This is a genomic window from Shewanella sp. QJM3NY_23, from assembly GCF_056173105.1.
Genome location: NZ_CM149657.1, coordinates 2,438,073 through 2,453,959, shown reverse-complemented (window position 1 = coordinate 2,453,959; position 15,887 = coordinate 2,438,073). Strand labels below are relative to the sequence as shown.

The window sequence follows — 15,887 nt, the reverse complement described above, 5'->3', positions numbered from 1 at the left end:
ATGCAAAAAGTAAATACGCTTGCAGCTGCCCTATTGTTTGCTATCGGTGGTAGTTTGGCTGTTTTGCCTGTGGCACATGCCGCAGAAAAATGTCCAATTGAAAAGCGCAAGTCTAAGGCTGTTGGTCAAAACTCTGCTAAAAAAGTGCAGAAGTCTTTTGAAGCTTATCAAGAAGGCAACATTGACGAAGCGATTGCGGTATTGCTGGAAGCCAACCCGCGTGATGATTTTGATAAGGCCTATATTGCCCGTATGCTGGGTAATTTTTACGCCGAAAAGAATCAGATGGGCACTGCGATTAAGTACCTTAAAACGGCCGTAGATGCTGACATTCTTGGTGGAACCGATCATGGTGCAACACTGCGTTTATATGCAGATTTGTTAATCCAAGAGAAGAAGTTCAAAGAGTCGATTCCACAGTATTATAAGTGGATGGAGTTTACCTGTAAGGAAGATGCACAAGTGTATCGCCGTATCGGTATTGCTTACTCTGAACTTAAAGAGTGGGATAAAGTACTTCAAGTCGTTGATAAAGGTCTTTCTATCAGTGATAAGCCAGATAAAGGCTTATATCAGATGAAGCTGACTGCTTACTTCAATAAGAAAGATTATAAAAATGCCGTTAAAGTGCTCGAGACCATGGTGCCATTGTTCCAACAAGATGGTCGTCTCTGGGTACAATTAGCGCAGTTTTATTTGATAACCGAAGACTACAGCAAGTCGTTGGCCACCTATGATCTGGCTTACAAGAATGGATTTTTAGAAACCGCAGGTAATATCACCCGTTTAGCGCAGCTTTTAGCGCAAAATGGGTCACCTTACAACGCGGCTAAAATCTATGAAAAGCATTTAAAAAGCGGTCTGATTGAGCAGGATGAAAAAACGCTCTCAATCTTGGCAGGCTTTTATCATAATGCCAAAGAACTTGATAAGGCAGCGACCTATTATGGTAAAGCCGCTGCCATCAATAATGATGGTAAGTTATACCTAAAACAGGCACGTTTATTGACATTGCAAGAAGAGTACAAGCAAGCGATTCCCGTACTCAAAAACGCGCTAGCAGCGGGTGATGTGAGTGAAGGTGAGGTTGAATTTGAGTTGGCATTAGCTTATCTCGGTACTAAGCAGTATAAAGCGGCATATAATGCGTGCTTAAAAGCGGCCAAAGACGAGAAAACTCAACGTACAGCTAACAGCTATCTTGCTTACATCAAAGAAAAGGCACGTATTTATAACGTTGCGCTTTAACTTTTCTAAGTCTAAAAAGCCCCTTCATGGGGCTTTTTTTATGGGGCAAATAAATTGTCGGCTGCTTGAGGTGGCTACCTCAGTGTTTATTTAATAAATCATTCCAGTAATTAAGGTTAGTTGCTGGTTTCATCAATATGCGGGCATAGATACAATAGGGCTAATGTTAACGCTGTAAAACTGGGCGACACTATCGTCGATGAACGATTTTCATAAGGTTAGCCTGGTCAAAGTAACTGTCTCGAGTTACCAAAATCAGAGGGGCTAATGAGTCGTGTGCTGCCAACCTCTTAGATTAATCTACTGAAAAATAACTAACTAGCAATTGCACAAAATATGAAGGAAAGCATAAAAATGAAGAAAACCATTCTCGCAATGGCTATCGCTGCGAGCACCATCCTTGTAGGTTGCTCAGAGGCACAGCAAGGCACGCAGGCCACTGTTGCAGCTAAGCAAACCACTATCAGTGGCAGCACGCAAACTGCCGAACAAGCGTATTTGGCTCTGGCTGATAACTATTTTAACGACAGCCTAAAGCTTGAGCCGATTTATGCGACTTTTGTGGGAGTTAATGATTATAACGACCAATTTGGCGGCGCATTGACTGAAACCTATTTAAAACAGCGCCATGAGTTAAACACTCGCTACTTAAAGCAGGTCAAAGTCATTGACCGAGATGCATTGTCGCCAGCGTTGCAACTGAGCTATGACATGTTTTCTTACGACAGAAATGTCGCACTTGTTTCTGAAACCTTTCCTGAGCATTTCATGCCCATGAATCAGTTTTACAGCACAGTGATCAGCATGGTGCAATTAGGCAGCGGTGAAAGTGCTCAACCGTTTAATACTGTGCAAGATTATACTAATTGGTTATCGCGTTTAGCTGGGTTCGTTGAGTGGACTAAATTGGCACAAACTCGTATGGATGAAGGCATTGCTAGTAAAGTGGTGTTGCCTCGAGTCTTAGTGGAGCGCATTATTCCGCAACTGCAAGCGCAGTTGGTCAGCCAGCCGCAGCAAAGCCTATTTTACGCGCCAATTGCGCAATTGCCGGCTTCATTTACAGCACAAGAAAAAGCACAGCTGACGCAGCAATATACCCACTTTATTGATGAGCAGTTACTACCTGCACTGAGCCAGCTCACAAACTACTTTCAGCACACTTATCTGCCGATGGCCCGCGGCAGTGACGGTTGGTGGGCACTCCCTAATGGAAAAGTCTGGTATCAACACTTAGCCAACTCACATACCACCACTACCATGTCGGTTGATGAAATTCATCAGGTTGGTCTATCTGAAGTGGCCCGTATCTTGTCTGAAATGGATAAAGTACGTCAGCAAGTGGGTTTTGAAGGCGATTTAAACGCTTTTTTTGCGTCACTGTCATCTGAGCCACAATATTTTTTCACTGATCGTCAGGGGCTTATCGATGGTTATATGGTGTTGAAAGATAAAATCAATCTTGAGCTACCTAACTACTTCAATGTGATGCCAAAAGCAGATTACATTGTTAAACCAGTAGAGCGTTTCCGTGAGCAGTCTGCTGCTGGCGCCTCCTATGATGCTCCTGCCGTTGATGGCTCGCGTCCTGGGGTATTTTATATCAACACCTTTAATTTAAAAGCCCAGCCGAAGTGGGGCATGACCACTCTCTCGCTACATGAGGCTGCTCCTGGACATCACTTTCAAATTGCTATTAAACAGGAGCTTAGTGACATTCCTCAATTCCAGCGCTTTGGCGGCTACACCGCATTTGAAGAGGGCTGGGCACTCTATGCGGAGTACTTAGGCATCGAGATGGGCATGTTTAATGATCCTTACCAATATTTTGGTAAGTTATCAGACGAGATGCTACGCGCTATGCGTTTAGTGGTCGATACTGGCCTGCACGCCAAAGGGTGGAGCCGCGAGCAAGCGATTGAGTATATGAAAGATAATTCGCCAATGGCGGAGTCAGATATTATTGCTGAGGTCGAGCGCTACATGGCCATTCCAGGTCAGGCATTATCTTACAAAGTGGGCCAGTTGAAAATTTTGGCCTTGCGCGCAGAGGCTGAACAAGCCTTAGGTGATAAGTTTGATTTAAAAGCGTTTCATGATCAAATTTTGACCTCTGGTTCACTGCCAATGGCTGTGATGGAGCAAAAAATCCACCACTGGATCGCCGCGACCAAGGCATAATCCTCTCGGCTGAACATCATCGTTCATTAAGCCCAGCAAATGTTTTATACTTGCTGGGTTTTATTTTACTTACTTTTGACACATTTTTTAGGAGCGATACATGGTACAAGCAACTGCACGTCATTTATTAGTCAGCAGCGAAGAACAATGCGAGCAATTAAAGCAGCAAATTCTGGACGGCGCTGATTTTGCTGATGTCGCCAAAGCCCATTCATCTTGCCCATCTGGCGCTCAAGGTGGTGATTTAGGTTCGTTCGGCCCAGGCATGATGGTGCGTGAATTTGACGAAGTGGTATTTAGTGCGCCATTAAATGAAGTTCAAGGTCCAGTTAAAACCCAGTTTGGTTATCACTTACTTGAAGTGACCAGCCGCGGCTAAACTGAGGCAACACGATGCTTGAGCTATATACCGACAGGTTAAAGATTAGGTCGTTGCAACGTGAGGATTGGCAAGTTTACTTGTCAATCCACCAAGATCCTAGAGTGAATCAATTTGTTCGCCGACCGGATAGTGTTGAGGTTATCGCCGATAAATTTGCATCGCGGCTAACACCTTGGGTATTTGAGTCGGGTGATTGGTTAACCTTGACTATTGAAGAGTTAACCACGGGGCAAATCGTGGGATTTACCGGTCTTTACGCTAGTAATGTCACGCTTGCCCACGCCGAAGTCGGTTATATGCTCAGCCCAGTGAGTCATGGTAAAGGTTATGCAACCGAAAGCCTCAATGCCGTGATTGACTGGGGGTGTTTACAGTATCAAATTCACAAGTTTGTCGGCGTCTGTGTTAAGGACAATCGTGCTTCTGCTCGGGTGTTAGAGAAATGTGCTTTTCAACTTGAAGGCATTTTGCGCCATAACTACAAGCTTGACGATCTTTGGGTGGATGACTGTTATTACGGTTTATTGGCTTCAGAGCGCGCACTGTAGCGTGTCATCATGCACAAGTGTTATAATCGCGCCGATTTTTTTGAAAAAGGTATAAAGTGTGACCACAGCATCACAAACCCTAGCATTATTGCCAGGCGAAGAGTTTATAGAGCTCTATAAAGTATTAAAAGTACAGTCGATGACCGGCGGTGGTGGCGAAGCTAAATTCGTCATAAGCGAAGGCATGGTGACAGTCGATGGCGAAGTGGAAACTCGCAAGCGCAAGAAGGTTTCACCTGGGCAAGTGGTGAGCTTCAATGGCGAAAGCGTAATGATTGTCGCAGGCGAATAACGTCCTTAAGTAAGTGGAGTTAATAATGCAATTTCCAGATGATGATAATGGCAAAATGCTGGCCGCAATGGCGGAGTCCGGTATTGATTTGAGCAAGGCGCTTGATGTTGATTTTTTCCTTGTGTTTGAAGATCAGCGTGATGCTGAGTCAGCCGCAGAAGAGTTAGCTCAATCTGAACTCGAGGGCGAAATGGAATTACACCTCAACGATGAACTTGGTAAGTGGGAGCTTATCGTGTGCGTTAACATGGTGCCTGAGTACGATGCGATTGTTAGCCAAGAGCTCGAACTCAATACCTTTGCCGCCGAGTTCGGTGGTGCCACTGATGGCTGGGGCGTCATGCAGCATCAGGAAGGCGATGATGAATTTGCTGATGATGAACACCAATGCAGTGATGACTGTCAGCATTAATGCTACCGACGATTAAAGCCACTGTATACAGTGGCTTTTTTATTGCCTATTTTACTGAGACAGGTTGTTTTTAGCTGGGTCTTACTAGCACTGATTTTAGGCTGGGTTACATAAAACAATGCTAAAAAAGATAAAACTTCTTTGCCTTGTTAGTACAAACCAAGTTTAATAGCCGCAATTCTACTCTATCGATTTATAACGCAGTCACTATGTCTTTCGAATTAACTTATGAGCTTATCGCTATTCTATTTGCCGTCGCTATTGTGGCAGGCTTTATCGATGCAATCGCCGGTGGCGGCGGACTATTGACTATCCCTGCGCTGATGTGGGCGGGTCTACCACCAACCGCAGCATTAGCGACCAATAAGTTGCAGGCGTGTGGTGGTAGTTTTTTTGCCAGCCTGTATTTTATCCGTAAAGGCATGGTTAATTTAACGCAAATGAAGCTGTCTATTAGTTGTGCGTTTATCGGCTCAGCGTTGGGTACGGTTGCCGTGCAGTTGATCGATGCCTCAGTATTGCAATTGGTATTGCCATTTTTAATGTTAACCATTGGCGGCTATTTCCTCTTTTCGAAGAAGATAAGCGAAGAGGACAAACAACAATTGCTCACCCCCACGGTGTTTGGCTTTACTGCGGCCCTAGGTGTCGGCTTTTACGATGGGTTTTTTGGGCCGGGGACTGGCAGCTTCTTTGCACTTGCCTTTGTGTCATTGGCAGGATTTGGGCTGGCAAAAGCGACTGCCCACGCTAAGGTGCTTAACTTCTCAACCAATATCGCCTCGCTCATATTTTTTGCGCTTGGTGGTAAAGTGGTATGGTTACTCGGTGCATTTATGCTTGTTGGTCAAGCACTGGGGGCCACGCTTGGTTCGCGGATGGTGATGAGTAAAGGCAGTAACATTATTAAGCCGCTAGTGGTGACCATGTCGATCGCGATGAGTGTAAAATTATTGTCGGATCAGTACGATCTCATGGCATGGTTTTAACTTTTATTGGCAAATCGCCATCGCCGCCGGTCGCGCTCACTGAAACTGAGCGCTAGACAATCACCATGGGATGTTGCACAGTCAAAACTCATTTTCTACAAGGATACACCATGTTTAGTCATGTTATGTTTGGGGCCAACGATGTCGCGCAATCAAAAATATTTTACGATGCAATAGTACACGTTTTGGGGTACCCCGAAGGGGTGATAGATGAAAAAGGTCGTTGCCTATATTTTACACCCGATGGCGTATTAGGCCTCACTGCACCGATCAATGGCGAAGTCGCCACCCATGGCAACGGCATGACCATCGGCTTTAAAGCCAGCACTCCTGAACAAGTCAATGCATGGCATGCCGCCGGCATTGCTAATGGTGGGACTGCTTGTGAAGAGCCGCCAGGTGTGCGTGGTAGTGGAGAGAGGCGACTTTATCTGGCCTATTTGCGCGATCCTTCGGGCAATAAAATATGTGCGACTCACTTTATGGGGCCAGCAAAATAATACGTCTCTGATAACGCGTTATTTTGTTTTCTTACGGGGTGACGCGTAACTCAAACGTCGAGTGTAAATCGTACAATGTATTTGTCTCTTATTCGGTTTTTTAGGTGTATCTGCTTTAAATGGTCCGCTTGGCGTGGTGAACTACGAGTCACCTTGGCAGTGACGTAATCTATGATTGCACTTGTTTTATTGTACTTATCTTATTGATTTAAAATATTATCCCACTCAATGTTGCACCAACTGCCAAGATGAAAGTAGGTCACGTATGCCATCAAAACCTGATCCTAAGACGGCGATGCTGCAGCTTATCGAACAAGTGAAACAGGAGTTGCCTTTAACTGAGCCGGCTCATTTTGTCTGCGGCCCAGAAGGGAGTTGTATCGGTTGCCCTAAAAAATTACTCGAGTTGGTTGATAGTGAATTATCTTATTGGGAAACCGCCATTGCCAATGGTGATATGCCGCAGCTTGGTGACATCTCCCGTTTCGGTAAACTGTGTAAAAACGTCAGGCGCGGGCTAATACGAAGCGGGGTTTTATAGGCAAGTCCTACAAATTGATTACTTACTCTCATCACCATTAGTCGTTTAGATTTGTGCCACAATGGGACAAATGAGATTTACGATATTGACTCGGTGTTTGAGTGAAAATGCTTTTAAAAGCATGAATAAAGGCTGAGTCAGAGTGGTAACCCAACTCGATGGCAATGCTTTGTATTGATAAGGAGCTTTCTAATAATTGTAACGAGAGGACCAGTTTAATATGTTGGCGCCATGACGAAAATGACTGGCCAAACTCTTTGCTACATAACCGCGACAACGTCCTGCCCGATGCACCAACTTTTTCTGCCCATTGTGTGAGTGTTAATGCTGAGTCAGGCTGTTTTTGTAATTGTATAAATATCGACATTAATCTTCTATCGCTAGGAATAAGCAGAGGGATTTCATAGGGGTTAGCGATGGTGATTTGATCTTGCAATACAATAAGTAGATTACTCAGCATCTGTTCTGTGTTGTTGCAGTGAGCATGGTCGATTAACAGTAATATCAGGCTTTTCAAAAATGGCGTGATAAAACACGATTTGAGTGTGCTCTGAAGCTAACGGTGTGGTTGGGATTTAGGTATAAGGTTAAAAATTGTGTCTGGGTGACCGCCACTGATTTATGACGTGTGTTTGCCGGTATGTACAACATGGCATTGTGAGGAACAATAACAGTATTTTGCTCGATAGTGGATTGTAGTAAGCCCGAGACAGGAAAAATGACTTGATGCCATGGGTGTGTATGCCAATCGTCAATATAATGGGCTTGCATGTCGATGGTTTTACTCACCATTTGATGGTGTGAAAATAGCGCTATTTTTTCATTTGCAGGCATATGTGGCGACTTATCGATGTTTTATGTCTTAACAGGTAAATTGAGACAGCTGTTTTTCAGATAGCATCATACCCTACTGATATTCACCATCAAGGTAACTAGATGCATATTCACTTTATTATTCATGAATCCTACGAAGGTCCAGCGGCTTTTAGTCAGTGGGTTACTGATAACGGCTTTAAACAAACCTCGACACACTTATATTTAGGTGAATCGCTCCCTGCGGTAATAGATTTTGACCTACTGGTCATTTTAGGCGGCCCTCAGTCTCCATTAACTCGGCGTGATGAGTGCGCCTATTTTGATGTAGAACAGGAGATTAGCTTGATTAATAGATGTATTGCTAAGGGCAAAGCTTTGGTGGGCGTGTGTTTGGGAGCACAGTTAATTGGTGAGGCTCTCGGAGCCAAGTTTGAACATAGCCCGCAACGAGAGATCGGCTACTTCCCGATCACTATGACTGATGCAGCGTTAGCTTCGCCATTATTTGAATATTTTCAACTCACAGAAGTGGTTGGCCATTGGCATAATGATATGCCCGGTCTATTGCCGACCTCTAAAGTACTTGCCTACAGCCAAGCTTGTCCGAGACAGATTGTTGAGTATGGCGATCTCATCTATGGCTTTCAATGCCACTTAGAGTTTACTCAAACATCAATATCTGCACTTATCGCCTCTGCTTTCGAGCAAGGCGCTATGTTTGGTGAGCAATGGGTGCAGCATCCCGCTGACATGGCTGCTACGGACACGCGCGCCATGAATCGATTGTTGTTTCAATTTTTAGACAAGTTAGTTCTCAAATATAAAGCACATTGAGGACAGCTGGGCGTGTAGTTGTGTGATACACGTGAACAATAGCAGGTATTAGACGGCTAATATGTGGCGCCGCTTATGCTATCGACCAGGTTCAACTACAGGTGTACCTGCTTCTTATGGCTTGAGGGGCGCGATTAATTTTCGGGAGGCACCTAAGGTCGTTGCCATCTGTTGCGGCATTTCTTACTATAACAAGCATTAGATACGTTCGTATCCTCCTCATTTTTAAACGAGAACTGATGAAATTTATCCATACCTCGGACTGGCATATTGGTCGTCAGCTACATAATCAAAGTTTGCTCGACGATCAGCGCCATGTGTTAGCGCAAATTATCCAATTAGCCAAGGCGCACCAAGTCGATGCCATCGTGGTGGCGGGTGATATTTACGATCGCTCCGTGCCGCCCGCCAACGCTGTGGCGCTGCTCGATGATGTGCTTAATCAGGTGGTCAATGAACTGGGCATTCCGGCCATTTTAATTGCCGGCAACCATGATGGGCATGAGCGGTTAGCCTTTGCTTCGCGGCAGATGCTGAGCAGTGGTTTACATATTATTGGGCCGCTAAGTGACACAGTACGGCCGATTAAACTTACCAGTGCAAGTGGTGATGCCCTCTTTTATCCGCTGCCCTATGTTGAGCCAGCAACGGTGCGCCATGTGCTCGATTGTGATGTGTCTAGCCATGAAGAGGCGATGGCTACACTGCTTGAGCAGGTCACAGAGCATGATAGTCAAGGATTGCCAAAGGTAGTGATTAGCCACTGCTTCTTAGATGGCGGCAGTGAGTCAGATTCAGAGCGCCCCTTGAGTATTGGCGGCGCCGATAAAATTGCCCCACAGCTGTTTAAGGATTTTAGCTATACCGCACTGGGGCATCTGCATGGCCCACAATACAAGGGCCAACCTTATATCCGTTATTCGGGCTCCATTTTGAAGTATTCCTTCAGCGAACAGCATCAACATAAATCGGTCACCTTGGTAGAACTCGATGAGGTAGGCGAGGTCAATATTGAGCTGTTGCCACTCACACCGCTTCGAGATGTACGTATTATCGAAGGTGAACTGGCGCAGTTATTAGCCGATGGTGTTAACGATCCCCAGCGAGACGATTATTTGATGGTGCGTTTATCCGATAAAAGCGCCATTTTAGATGCGATGGGCAAACTACGGGCGGTGTATCCCAATGTGCTGCATCTTGAGCGCACAGGGCTAATGGCCCAAACCGATCAGCTTGCCATTCGCAGTGACCATATCAAAAAGGGTGAGTTAGCCATGTTTACCGATTTCTTTAGTCAAGTGGCCGGCGAGCCGATGTCCGAAGAGCAGCAGCAATTAATGGCCGAGCTTCTCGACAGCTTGCATAAAGCGGAGGCTAGCCAATGAGACCGTTAAGTTTGACCATGGCAGCGTTTGGCCCTTTTGCTACTGAGCAAGTGATTGATTTTAAATTGCTGGGTAAAAACCCCTTATTTTTAATCAATGGCCCTACCGGCGCGGGTAAAACCACCATCTTAGATGCCATCTGTTTTGCGCTTTATGGTAAAACCACCGGTGATGAGCGCGAAGGATCACAGATGCGCTGTGATATGGCCGATGACGAGCGCCTCACAGAGGTGAGCTTTACCTTTGAACTCGGTGAGCGGCAATACCATATTCGCCGTGTACCAGAGCAACCTAGAGCCAAAAAAAGTGGCGATGGGTATACGGTACAAAAACCTGAAGCTCAGCTTACGTGTATCGAACGCGATGGCACTGAGGTGCTGTTGGTGGCTGCTAAAGTGTCGGAAGCAACAGCGCAGATAGAGCAATTAACCGGACTCGATGTGGATCAATTTCGTCAAGTGATGGTATTGCCACAAGGTAAGTTTCGCGAGCTGCTGATGGCCGATTCTAAGGCGCGCGAAAAAATCTTCAGCCAACTGTTTCAAACTCATATTTATCGCAAGATTGAAGACAAACTCAAGCAGCAAGCCTTAGGCATTAAAAAAGAGGTCGAGGCGATGCGCAATCGCCGCGACGGTGTTTTGCAAGGCGCTGACCTTGAAAGCGATGCGGCGCTCAATGATGAGCTTAAGGCGTTGGCTCCCGAGCTTGCCAGCGCGACTGAAAAAAAGGCTAAGATAGATAAACAGGTTCAACTGGTGAGTCAGCAACTGGAGCAGGCTAAGCAGTTAACTGCTGAGTTTTCCTCGCTAGAGCAGCTTAACTTATTAGCTAGGCAACTCGATGAGCAAAAAACGCAGATCGACCAGCAGCAACAGCAGTTACTCGCCGCGCGTAATGCCAAGCAGCTGCAACCTGTTTATCAGGCGGTTGAGGCTCGCAAGCTTGAGTTAACCCAGGCTACTGAGCAGCAATTGAAGTCGCAGGCGCATCAGCAGCAAAGTGAAGCTATGCTCAATCAAAGTCTTGCTGCGATAGAGACGCTCCCCGCACTAGAAACTCAGCAGCAACAGACATTAACCACGGTCCAGCAGCGTCGTACCTTATTACCGCAACTTAAACAGCTTGAGCAACTGAAGGCCCATGTGAGTGACAGTCAGCAGCAGATGACTCATGCCGAGCAGCAAGGTAAGCAGACAAAAGCAAAACTGGCGCAGTTAAATGATGAAAAGCTGGCAGCCCAGGCCCAAGTGCCAGAGCTAAAAGCCCATAGCCAGCAGTTGCTCACGTTGCAGCAACAGATAAGCGATACCAAACATCATTTGCAGTTTTATGCTCAGTGGCTGCGCGGCAGCGCTGAGATGGAGCAAATCAATGCTCGCTTAGTTAGCGCAAAAGAGCATGGGGTGCAACTACAAGCGCACCACAAACAGTGCGAAATCCACAATCAAGGGTTGATGTTACGTTGGCATCAGGGCCAAGCGGCCATCTTAGCGGCACAGCTATCTGCTGGCGAGGCGTGTCCCGTTTGCGGCAGTCTTGATCATCCACAGCCCGCACAAAGTGAACAGGTCGTGCCTACAGATGAGGAGCGCGAAGCGGCGCAAGCTAATGAGCAGAGCGCATTAACTGAGTTGACCAATGCTCGCTCAGACTATCGTCAGCTAATAGAAAAATTAAAGGATGTTGAGCAAAGAAATCGTGAGTTAGCTGAGCAGCTACCCGGTATCGACAGCCTCACTCAAGCTGGCCTTGAAACCACGCTGGGGCAGCTTGAACAACAATTTGCAGAGGCGACGAAAGCGCAGCAACAACTGGTTGATATTGACAGCCGCCTGACGGCCTTGCAGCAGCAAGAGCTGCTGCTTAATCAGCAGCTTGAGCAAGAGCGCGAACAATATCGTCAACTGGAAAAACAGTTTAATGAAAGCGCAGGTCAGCTTAAGCAGTTACAGGCCGCGATACCGCAAGAACTCGTTGACTTACCGGCACTCGAGCAAGAGATCGATAAGCTGGAGCAAACTGCAGCGCAGTTGAAGCTGCAGATTTCATCTTTGCGTGAGCAACATACTCAAGCCGAGCAGCGAGTAGCCAGCGCTGCGGCGCAACTGCAATCAGCGAATGAAACATTAGCAAGAGCACAGCAGCAACATCTGCTTGCCGTCAATGAGTTTGAACGACAGTTGCAAGCCTCTAAGTTTGACTCCTTATCCGCATTTAATCTTGCCATGCAAACAGACGATAAAATTGCGGTTTTAGAGCAGGAGATCAAGCAATATGAGCAGCGCTGTATTACTAATCAAGCTAATATTGCGCAATTAGAAACCAAACTTGCTGACAGCACACGACCCGATATCGCAGCGATAACAGACAGTAAGACACAGCTTGAAATAGCGCAGCAAAATGTGCTTAATCAGTGGCAACAACTGAGCGGCCGTATGCGACAACTGGAGCAAACTGCAGAGCAGCTCAACAGCCTAGACATGCAATCGAAAAAGCTTGAAGCCCAGTATGCGGTAGTCGGGACATTGTCCGATGTCGCCAATGGCAATACGGGTAATAAGATAAGCTTGCAGCGTTTCGTGCTCAGTGTGCTACTCGATGATGTGTTACTTGAAGCCAGTCATCGATTGCAAATGATGAGTAAGGGGCGTTATCGCTTACTTCGTAAAGAGGATAGGGCTAAAGGCAACAAAGCCTCAGGGCTCGAACTTGAGGTGGAAGATGCCTACACCGCAAAAGTACGCTCGGTGGCGACCTTAAGTGGCGGAGAAAGCTTTATGGCGGCGCTATCGATGGCGCTGGGATTATCGGATGTGGTGCAAGCCTATGCGGGCGGCATAAAGCTCGATACCCTGTTTATCGATGAAGGTTTTGGCAGTTTGGACCAAGATTCACTCGAACTGGCCATAAGAACATTAATGGATCTGCAATCGGCTGGACGAATGGTGGGGGTGATCTCCCATGTGAGTGAGATGAAAGAGCAGATTGGTAGCCGCCTCGATATCATTAAAACGGCGACGGGCAGTACCATTAAGGTTATTTTACCTTAATCTTAATTTGTTATTGCTGAAGGTAAACGTGCTGTAATGGCACGTTTTTTATAGGTAAAATGCTACTTTTAGCCTTCTGAGTCGTTAATATGGCGTTTGATCAGCTTATTTTGTGCTCTCGATCTATTTGTATCTGGCGAAAATTTTGATATAACTTGCCCTTGGCGTTCCTGCTCATGGGATAAGACCGTTTAATTGATAACCACCATAATAAAAAGTAGAGGCTAGGTTGCGAACAAATAAATTTTCTTTGGTCACTATGTCTCTATCCCGTTTGGCGGCGCTGCCGTCACCCCATAAGAAACTGTTAATGATCACGGGTGGGTTAGTCGGCATCGCACTGTTATGGCCGAGTCAGCAACAGATGCTACCCCAGCGGATCCCTGTCGCGCTTGATATTGAATCATTCGTGCAGCCAGCAGAGCAGATGCTAACTGAGACGGTTGTTGCTCGTCCTGATTACGTCAAAACCATCGTCAGCGGCGATACCTTAAGCGGCCTGTTTTTAGATGCCAATGTCGATCAACAAACCATGTATAAGGTGCTCGAAGCCGATCTCAATATTTTGGCCTTAGACACATTAAAACCGGGCAATATTATTCGATTTTGGCTCGATGACAGTGGCCAATTAACGCAACTAGAGCTGTATTTTAATGCCGCTCGTCAGGTGGTTTTTAGCCGCTACGAGGAAGGCGGCTTTAATGTTGAAGAGATCAATATTGAGGGCATTTGGCAAAATCGCTCACTGACGGGGGATATCCAAGGCTCCTTTTACCTATCGGCGCAGCGCGTTGGGCTTAACGCTGCTGACATTCAACGTATCGAATCACTACTCAAAGAAAAGCTCAACTTTGCCCGTGACTTGCGTGCCGGTGATACCTTTTCAGTATTAATGAGCGAACAGTATATTGACGGCGAAGTCACGGGAAATCGTGACATTTTAGGGGTCAACATTCAGCGTGGCCGCAGCAGTATTAATGCTTATCAAAACAGTGATGGTAACTTTTATGATGAACAAGGCCGCAGCTTAGCCAGAGCATTTCAACGTATACCATTAGACAAAAATTACCGTATTAGCTCTCGTTTTAACCGTCACCGTCACCATCCTGTCACGGGGCGCACTGCACCGCATAATGGTACCGATTTTGCCACGCCAGTGGGCACCAAAATTGTGGCCCCAGGTGATGGTATCGTGTCGTTAGTGACAGATCATCGCTATGCAGGTAAGTATGTGGTGATTGAGCATGGCAACAAATATCGCACCCGTTATCTGCACCTTTCCAAAGCCTTAGTGCATAAAGGCCAGCGAGTATCCCGGGGTCAAGTGATTGCGTTATCGGGTAAAACGGGGCGAATAACCGGTCCACACCTGCATTATGAGTTTCACGTTAATGGTCGCCCAGTCGATCCGATGAAAGCGAATATTCCCATGGCGAGTAAATTGTCCAATAAACAGATGAAGGAGTTTGCGCAGTTAGTGAAGGTGCGCAAAATGATCATGGGACAAAGCTAGTGTTCCCAAGCGTGGTAGTTGTTTCACCCTACATCTCGTTATAAAAAAGCCGCTAATATAGCGGCTTTTTTATGTCGTTACGTTGGACTCTAGTTCAAGCATGGTGAGCCACAAACGTAAATCAAACTCTAGTTGGTGGTAATCATTTTCCATATGGCAGCAGAGTTGATAAAACGCTTTATTATGATCTTTCTCCTTTAAATGCGCCAATTCATGTACCACCACCATGCGTAGCAAGGGTTCGGGGATATAACGCAACTTAGAGGAGATGCGGATCTCATTTTTGGTCTTGGTTTTGCCGCCATGATTTTTAGCGATGTAACTGTGTAAACCCAAGGCCTGCTTCTTTAAGGTGATCTTGTCATCGTAGAGCACCTTATTAAGTGGTTGCGACTTTTTGAGATAACGGTTTTTAAGCGCGATAGTGTAATCGTACAGGGCTTTGTCGCTGCGGATATCGTGAATGTCGGGATAACGCTGTTGCAGGACGTTCTTGAGTCGATTTTGTGCAATAAGTGCCTCGACCTGAGTAATTATCTCGGGGCGGTAACCTTGTAGGTAATGAAGATGGGTCATGTGATCTTAGTCGAACTCATATCGGCCGGGCTAGGGTGCCCGGCGTGCTTTGATGAATAAAGCTTGCGCGATGGCGGCAATTATTCAGGTTTGGCAAAGATACGTTGGTTATGATAAGCGTAAGCCACTTCAAAGGCATTCTTTTGGAAACGCTTAAGGTCGAGCCCATCAAAATCCACCATAGGCGGGTTGCGCTTGAGTTGCTCTTTGATGGTAACAGGTGAGATCAAGTGTACAGGTAGGCCGCACAACTGGATTGCCGCTTCCATCTTAAAACTGGTGGCACTGCCAGCAAGCTTACCTTTTTGCTCACGCTCGATTAAAACCACTTCATCGACTTTGTAGTCTTCCATCAATTTACAAAAGGCAAAATGAAACTCTTTAATCGATTCTGTTTTAGCCGAATTTGATACCGTTAATGAACGAGAACGGCATTCTGGCACGTTAAAGGTTTCACCTTCATAACTTAATAAACTGATGATGGCTTCGCCACCTTTTAACTCAACGCCACAAACTCTCATGATAAACCTAATAATAAAACTGTAATGGGGGTTATTGTAACCTTAATTGGCATAATGAGCAGCAGTTGCTAAAACAAATTACGCCATAAAAATCAT

At 46.0% G+C, this 15,887-nt stretch carries 17 protein-coding genes; 13 read left to right on the top strand and 4 right to left on the bottom strand.

Features of this window, described 5'->3' with window-relative positions:
• From AC0VXX_RS11045 to AC0VXX_RS11005, 9 genes are all read left to right on the top strand, one after another.
• Nucleotides 1–1,248, top strand: coding sequence for a tetratricopeptide repeat protein (locus AC0VXX_RS11045; protein ID WP_475514275.1), 1,248 nt, complete (start codon nucleotides 1–3; stop codon nucleotides 1,246–1,248).
• Between the two features lie 354 nt (nucleotides 1,249–1,602).
• A complete protein-coding gene (locus AC0VXX_RS11040; RefSeq protein WP_475514274.1) occupies nucleotides 1,603–3,429 on the top strand; it encodes a DUF885 domain-containing protein in 1,827 nt (608 codons plus the stop codon).
• Between the two features lie 100 nt (nucleotides 3,430–3,529).
• Nucleotides 3,530–3,808 (top strand): peptidylprolyl isomerase, encoded by a 279-nt coding sequence (locus AC0VXX_RS11035; RefSeq protein WP_475514273.1) that lies wholly within the window; start codon nucleotides 3,530–3,532, stop codon nucleotides 3,806–3,808.
• A gap of 14 nt (nucleotides 3,809–3,822) precedes the next feature.
• Complete coding sequence (locus AC0VXX_RS11030) at nucleotides 3,823–4,359, top strand: GNAT family N-acetyltransferase (RefSeq protein WP_475514272.1); 537 nt, start codon at nucleotides 3,823–3,825, stop codon at nucleotides 4,357–4,359.
• A 58-nt stretch (nucleotides 4,360–4,417) separates the two neighbouring features.
• Entirely contained in the window at nucleotides 4,418–4,651 is a 234-nt protein-coding gene (locus tag AC0VXX_RS11025; RefSeq protein ID WP_110456692.1) for an RNA-binding S4 domain-containing protein, read from the top strand.
• 25 nt (nucleotides 4,652–4,676) lie between these two features.
• On the top strand, nucleotides 4,677–5,063 hold the full coding sequence (locus AC0VXX_RS11020; RefSeq protein WP_475514271.1) for a ribonuclease E inhibitor RraB: 387 nt from the start codon (nucleotides 4,677–4,679) through the stop codon (nucleotides 5,061–5,063).
• A 209-nt stretch (nucleotides 5,064–5,272) separates the two neighbouring features.
• Nucleotides 5,273–6,052 (top strand): TSUP family transporter, encoded by a 780-nt coding sequence (locus AC0VXX_RS11015; protein WP_475514270.1) that lies wholly within the window; start codon nucleotides 5,273–5,275, stop codon nucleotides 6,050–6,052.
• Between the two features lie 110 nt (nucleotides 6,053–6,162).
• Nucleotides 6,163–6,552, top strand: a complete 390-nt coding sequence (locus AC0VXX_RS11010; RefSeq protein WP_475514269.1) for a VOC family protein — start codon at nucleotides 6,163–6,165, stop codon at nucleotides 6,550–6,552.
• A 265-nt stretch (nucleotides 6,553–6,817) separates the two neighbouring features.
• Nucleotides 6,818–7,093, top strand: a complete 276-nt coding sequence (locus tag AC0VXX_RS11005; protein ID WP_475514268.1) for a hypothetical protein — start codon at nucleotides 6,818–6,820, stop codon at nucleotides 7,091–7,093.
• Nucleotides 7,094–7,130: 37 nt separating this feature from the next.
• On the opposite strand, the gene AC0VXX_RS11000 is transcribed toward AC0VXX_RS11005, so the two are convergent.
• Both AC0VXX_RS11000 and AC0VXX_RS10995 read right to left on the bottom strand, forming a co-directional pair.
• Nucleotides 7,131–7,460, bottom strand: coding sequence for a helix-turn-helix domain-containing protein (locus AC0VXX_RS11000; protein WP_475517001.1), 330 nt, complete (start codon nucleotides 7,458–7,460; stop codon nucleotides 7,131–7,133).
• A gap of 146 nt (nucleotides 7,461–7,606) precedes the next feature.
• Nucleotides 7,607–7,864: a cupin domain-containing protein gene (locus AC0VXX_RS10995; protein ID WP_475517000.1), complete on the bottom strand. Its 258-nt coding sequence runs from the start codon at nucleotides 7,862–7,864 to the stop codon at nucleotides 7,607–7,609.
• 165 nt (nucleotides 7,865–8,029) lie between these two features.
• On the opposite strand from AC0VXX_RS10995, the gene AC0VXX_RS10990 reads away from it, so the two are divergent.
• The 4 genes from AC0VXX_RS10990 to AC0VXX_RS10975 all read left to right on the top strand — a co-directional run bounded on the left by AC0VXX_RS10990 (nucleotide 8,030) and on the right by AC0VXX_RS10975 (nucleotide 14,694).
• Entirely contained in the window at nucleotides 8,030–8,743 is a 714-nt protein-coding gene (locus AC0VXX_RS10990; protein WP_110456686.1) for a glutamine amidotransferase-related protein, read from the top strand.
• A gap of 239 nt (nucleotides 8,744–8,982) precedes the next feature.
• Entirely contained in the window at nucleotides 8,983–10,128 is a 1,146-nt protein-coding gene (locus AC0VXX_RS10985) for an exonuclease SbcCD subunit D (protein WP_475514267.1), read from the top strand.
• Complete coding sequence (locus AC0VXX_RS10980; RefSeq protein ID WP_475514266.1) at nucleotides 10,125–13,181, top strand: AAA family ATPase; 3,057 nt, start codon at nucleotides 10,125–10,127, stop codon at nucleotides 13,179–13,181. The genes AC0VXX_RS10985 and AC0VXX_RS10980 overlap by 4 nt, the downstream gene beginning before the upstream one ends.
• Before the next feature lie 259 nt (nucleotides 13,182–13,440).
• Nucleotides 13,441–14,694, top strand: a complete 1,254-nt coding sequence (locus AC0VXX_RS10975) for a peptidoglycan DD-metalloendopeptidase family protein (protein WP_475514265.1) — start codon at nucleotides 13,441–13,443, stop codon at nucleotides 14,692–14,694.
• Between the two features lie 69 nt (nucleotides 14,695–14,763).
• On the opposite strand, the gene AC0VXX_RS10970 is transcribed toward AC0VXX_RS10975, so the two are convergent.
• Nucleotides 14,764–15,270 (bottom strand): M48 metallopeptidase family protein, encoded by a 507-nt coding sequence (locus AC0VXX_RS10970; protein ID WP_475514264.1) that lies wholly within the window; start codon nucleotides 15,268–15,270, stop codon nucleotides 14,764–14,766.
• An 80-nt stretch (nucleotides 15,271–15,350) separates the two neighbouring features.
• The gene (locus tag AC0VXX_RS10965; protein WP_110456136.1) at nucleotides 15,351–15,791 is read right to left on the bottom strand and encodes a DUF3010 family protein; all 441 of its coding nucleotides are present in this window, start codon (nucleotides 15,789–15,791) and stop codon (nucleotides 15,351–15,353) included.
• Nucleotides 15,792–15,887 lie beyond the last annotated feature (96 nt).

Bases quoted from the DNA above. Each gene is read 5' to 3' on its own strand.
- AC0VXX_RS11000 (WP_475517001.1), bottom strand. From the start codon at position 7,460: ATGTCGATATTTATACAATTACAAAAACAGCCTGACTCAGCATTAACA.
- AC0VXX_RS11045 (WP_475514275.1), top strand. From the start codon at position 1: ATGCAAAAAGTAAATACGCTTGCAGCTGCCCTATTGTTTGCTATCGGT.
- AC0VXX_RS10970 (WP_475514264.1), bottom strand. From the start codon at position 15,270: ATGACCCATCTTCATTACCTACAAGGTTACCGCCCCGAGATAATTACT.
- AC0VXX_RS10975 (WP_475514265.1), top strand. From the start codon at position 13,441: ATGTCTCTATCCCGTTTGGCGGCGCTGCCGTCACCCCATAAGAAACTG.
- AC0VXX_RS10965 (WP_110456136.1), bottom strand. From the start codon at position 15,791: ATGAGAGTTTGTGGCGTTGAGTTAAAAGGTGGCGAAGCCATCATCAGT.
- AC0VXX_RS11005 (WP_475514268.1), top strand. From the start codon at position 6,818: ATGCCATCAAAACCTGATCCTAAGACGGCGATGCTGCAGCTTATCGAA.
- AC0VXX_RS10990 (WP_110456686.1), top strand. From the start codon at position 8,030: ATGCATATTCACTTTATTATTCATGAATCCTACGAAGGTCCAGCGGCT.
- AC0VXX_RS11040 (WP_475514274.1), top strand. From the start codon at position 1,603: ATGAAGAAAACCATTCTCGCAATGGCTATCGCTGCGAGCACCATCCTT.
- AC0VXX_RS11035 (WP_475514273.1), top strand. From the start codon at position 3,530: ATGGTACAAGCAACTGCACGTCATTTATTAGTCAGCAGCGAAGAACAA.
- AC0VXX_RS10985 (WP_475514267.1), top strand. From the start codon at position 8,983: ATGAAATTTATCCATACCTCGGACTGGCATATTGGTCGTCAGCTACAT.
- AC0VXX_RS11030 (WP_475514272.1), top strand. From the start codon at position 3,823: ATGCTTGAGCTATATACCGACAGGTTAAAGATTAGGTCGTTGCAACGT.
- AC0VXX_RS10980 (WP_475514266.1), top strand. From the start codon at position 10,125: ATGAGACCGTTAAGTTTGACCATGGCAGCGTTTGGCCCTTTTGCTACT.
- AC0VXX_RS11015 (WP_475514270.1), top strand. From the start codon at position 5,273: ATGTCTTTCGAATTAACTTATGAGCTTATCGCTATTCTATTTGCCGTC.
- AC0VXX_RS10995 (WP_475517000.1), bottom strand. From the start codon at position 7,864: ATGCAAGCCCATTATATTGACGATTGGCATACACACCCATGGCATCAA.
- AC0VXX_RS11020 (WP_475514271.1), top strand. From the start codon at position 4,677: ATGCAATTTCCAGATGATGATAATGGCAAAATGCTGGCCGCAATGGCG.
- AC0VXX_RS11010 (WP_475514269.1), top strand. From the start codon at position 6,163: ATGTTTAGTCATGTTATGTTTGGGGCCAACGATGTCGCGCAATCAAAA.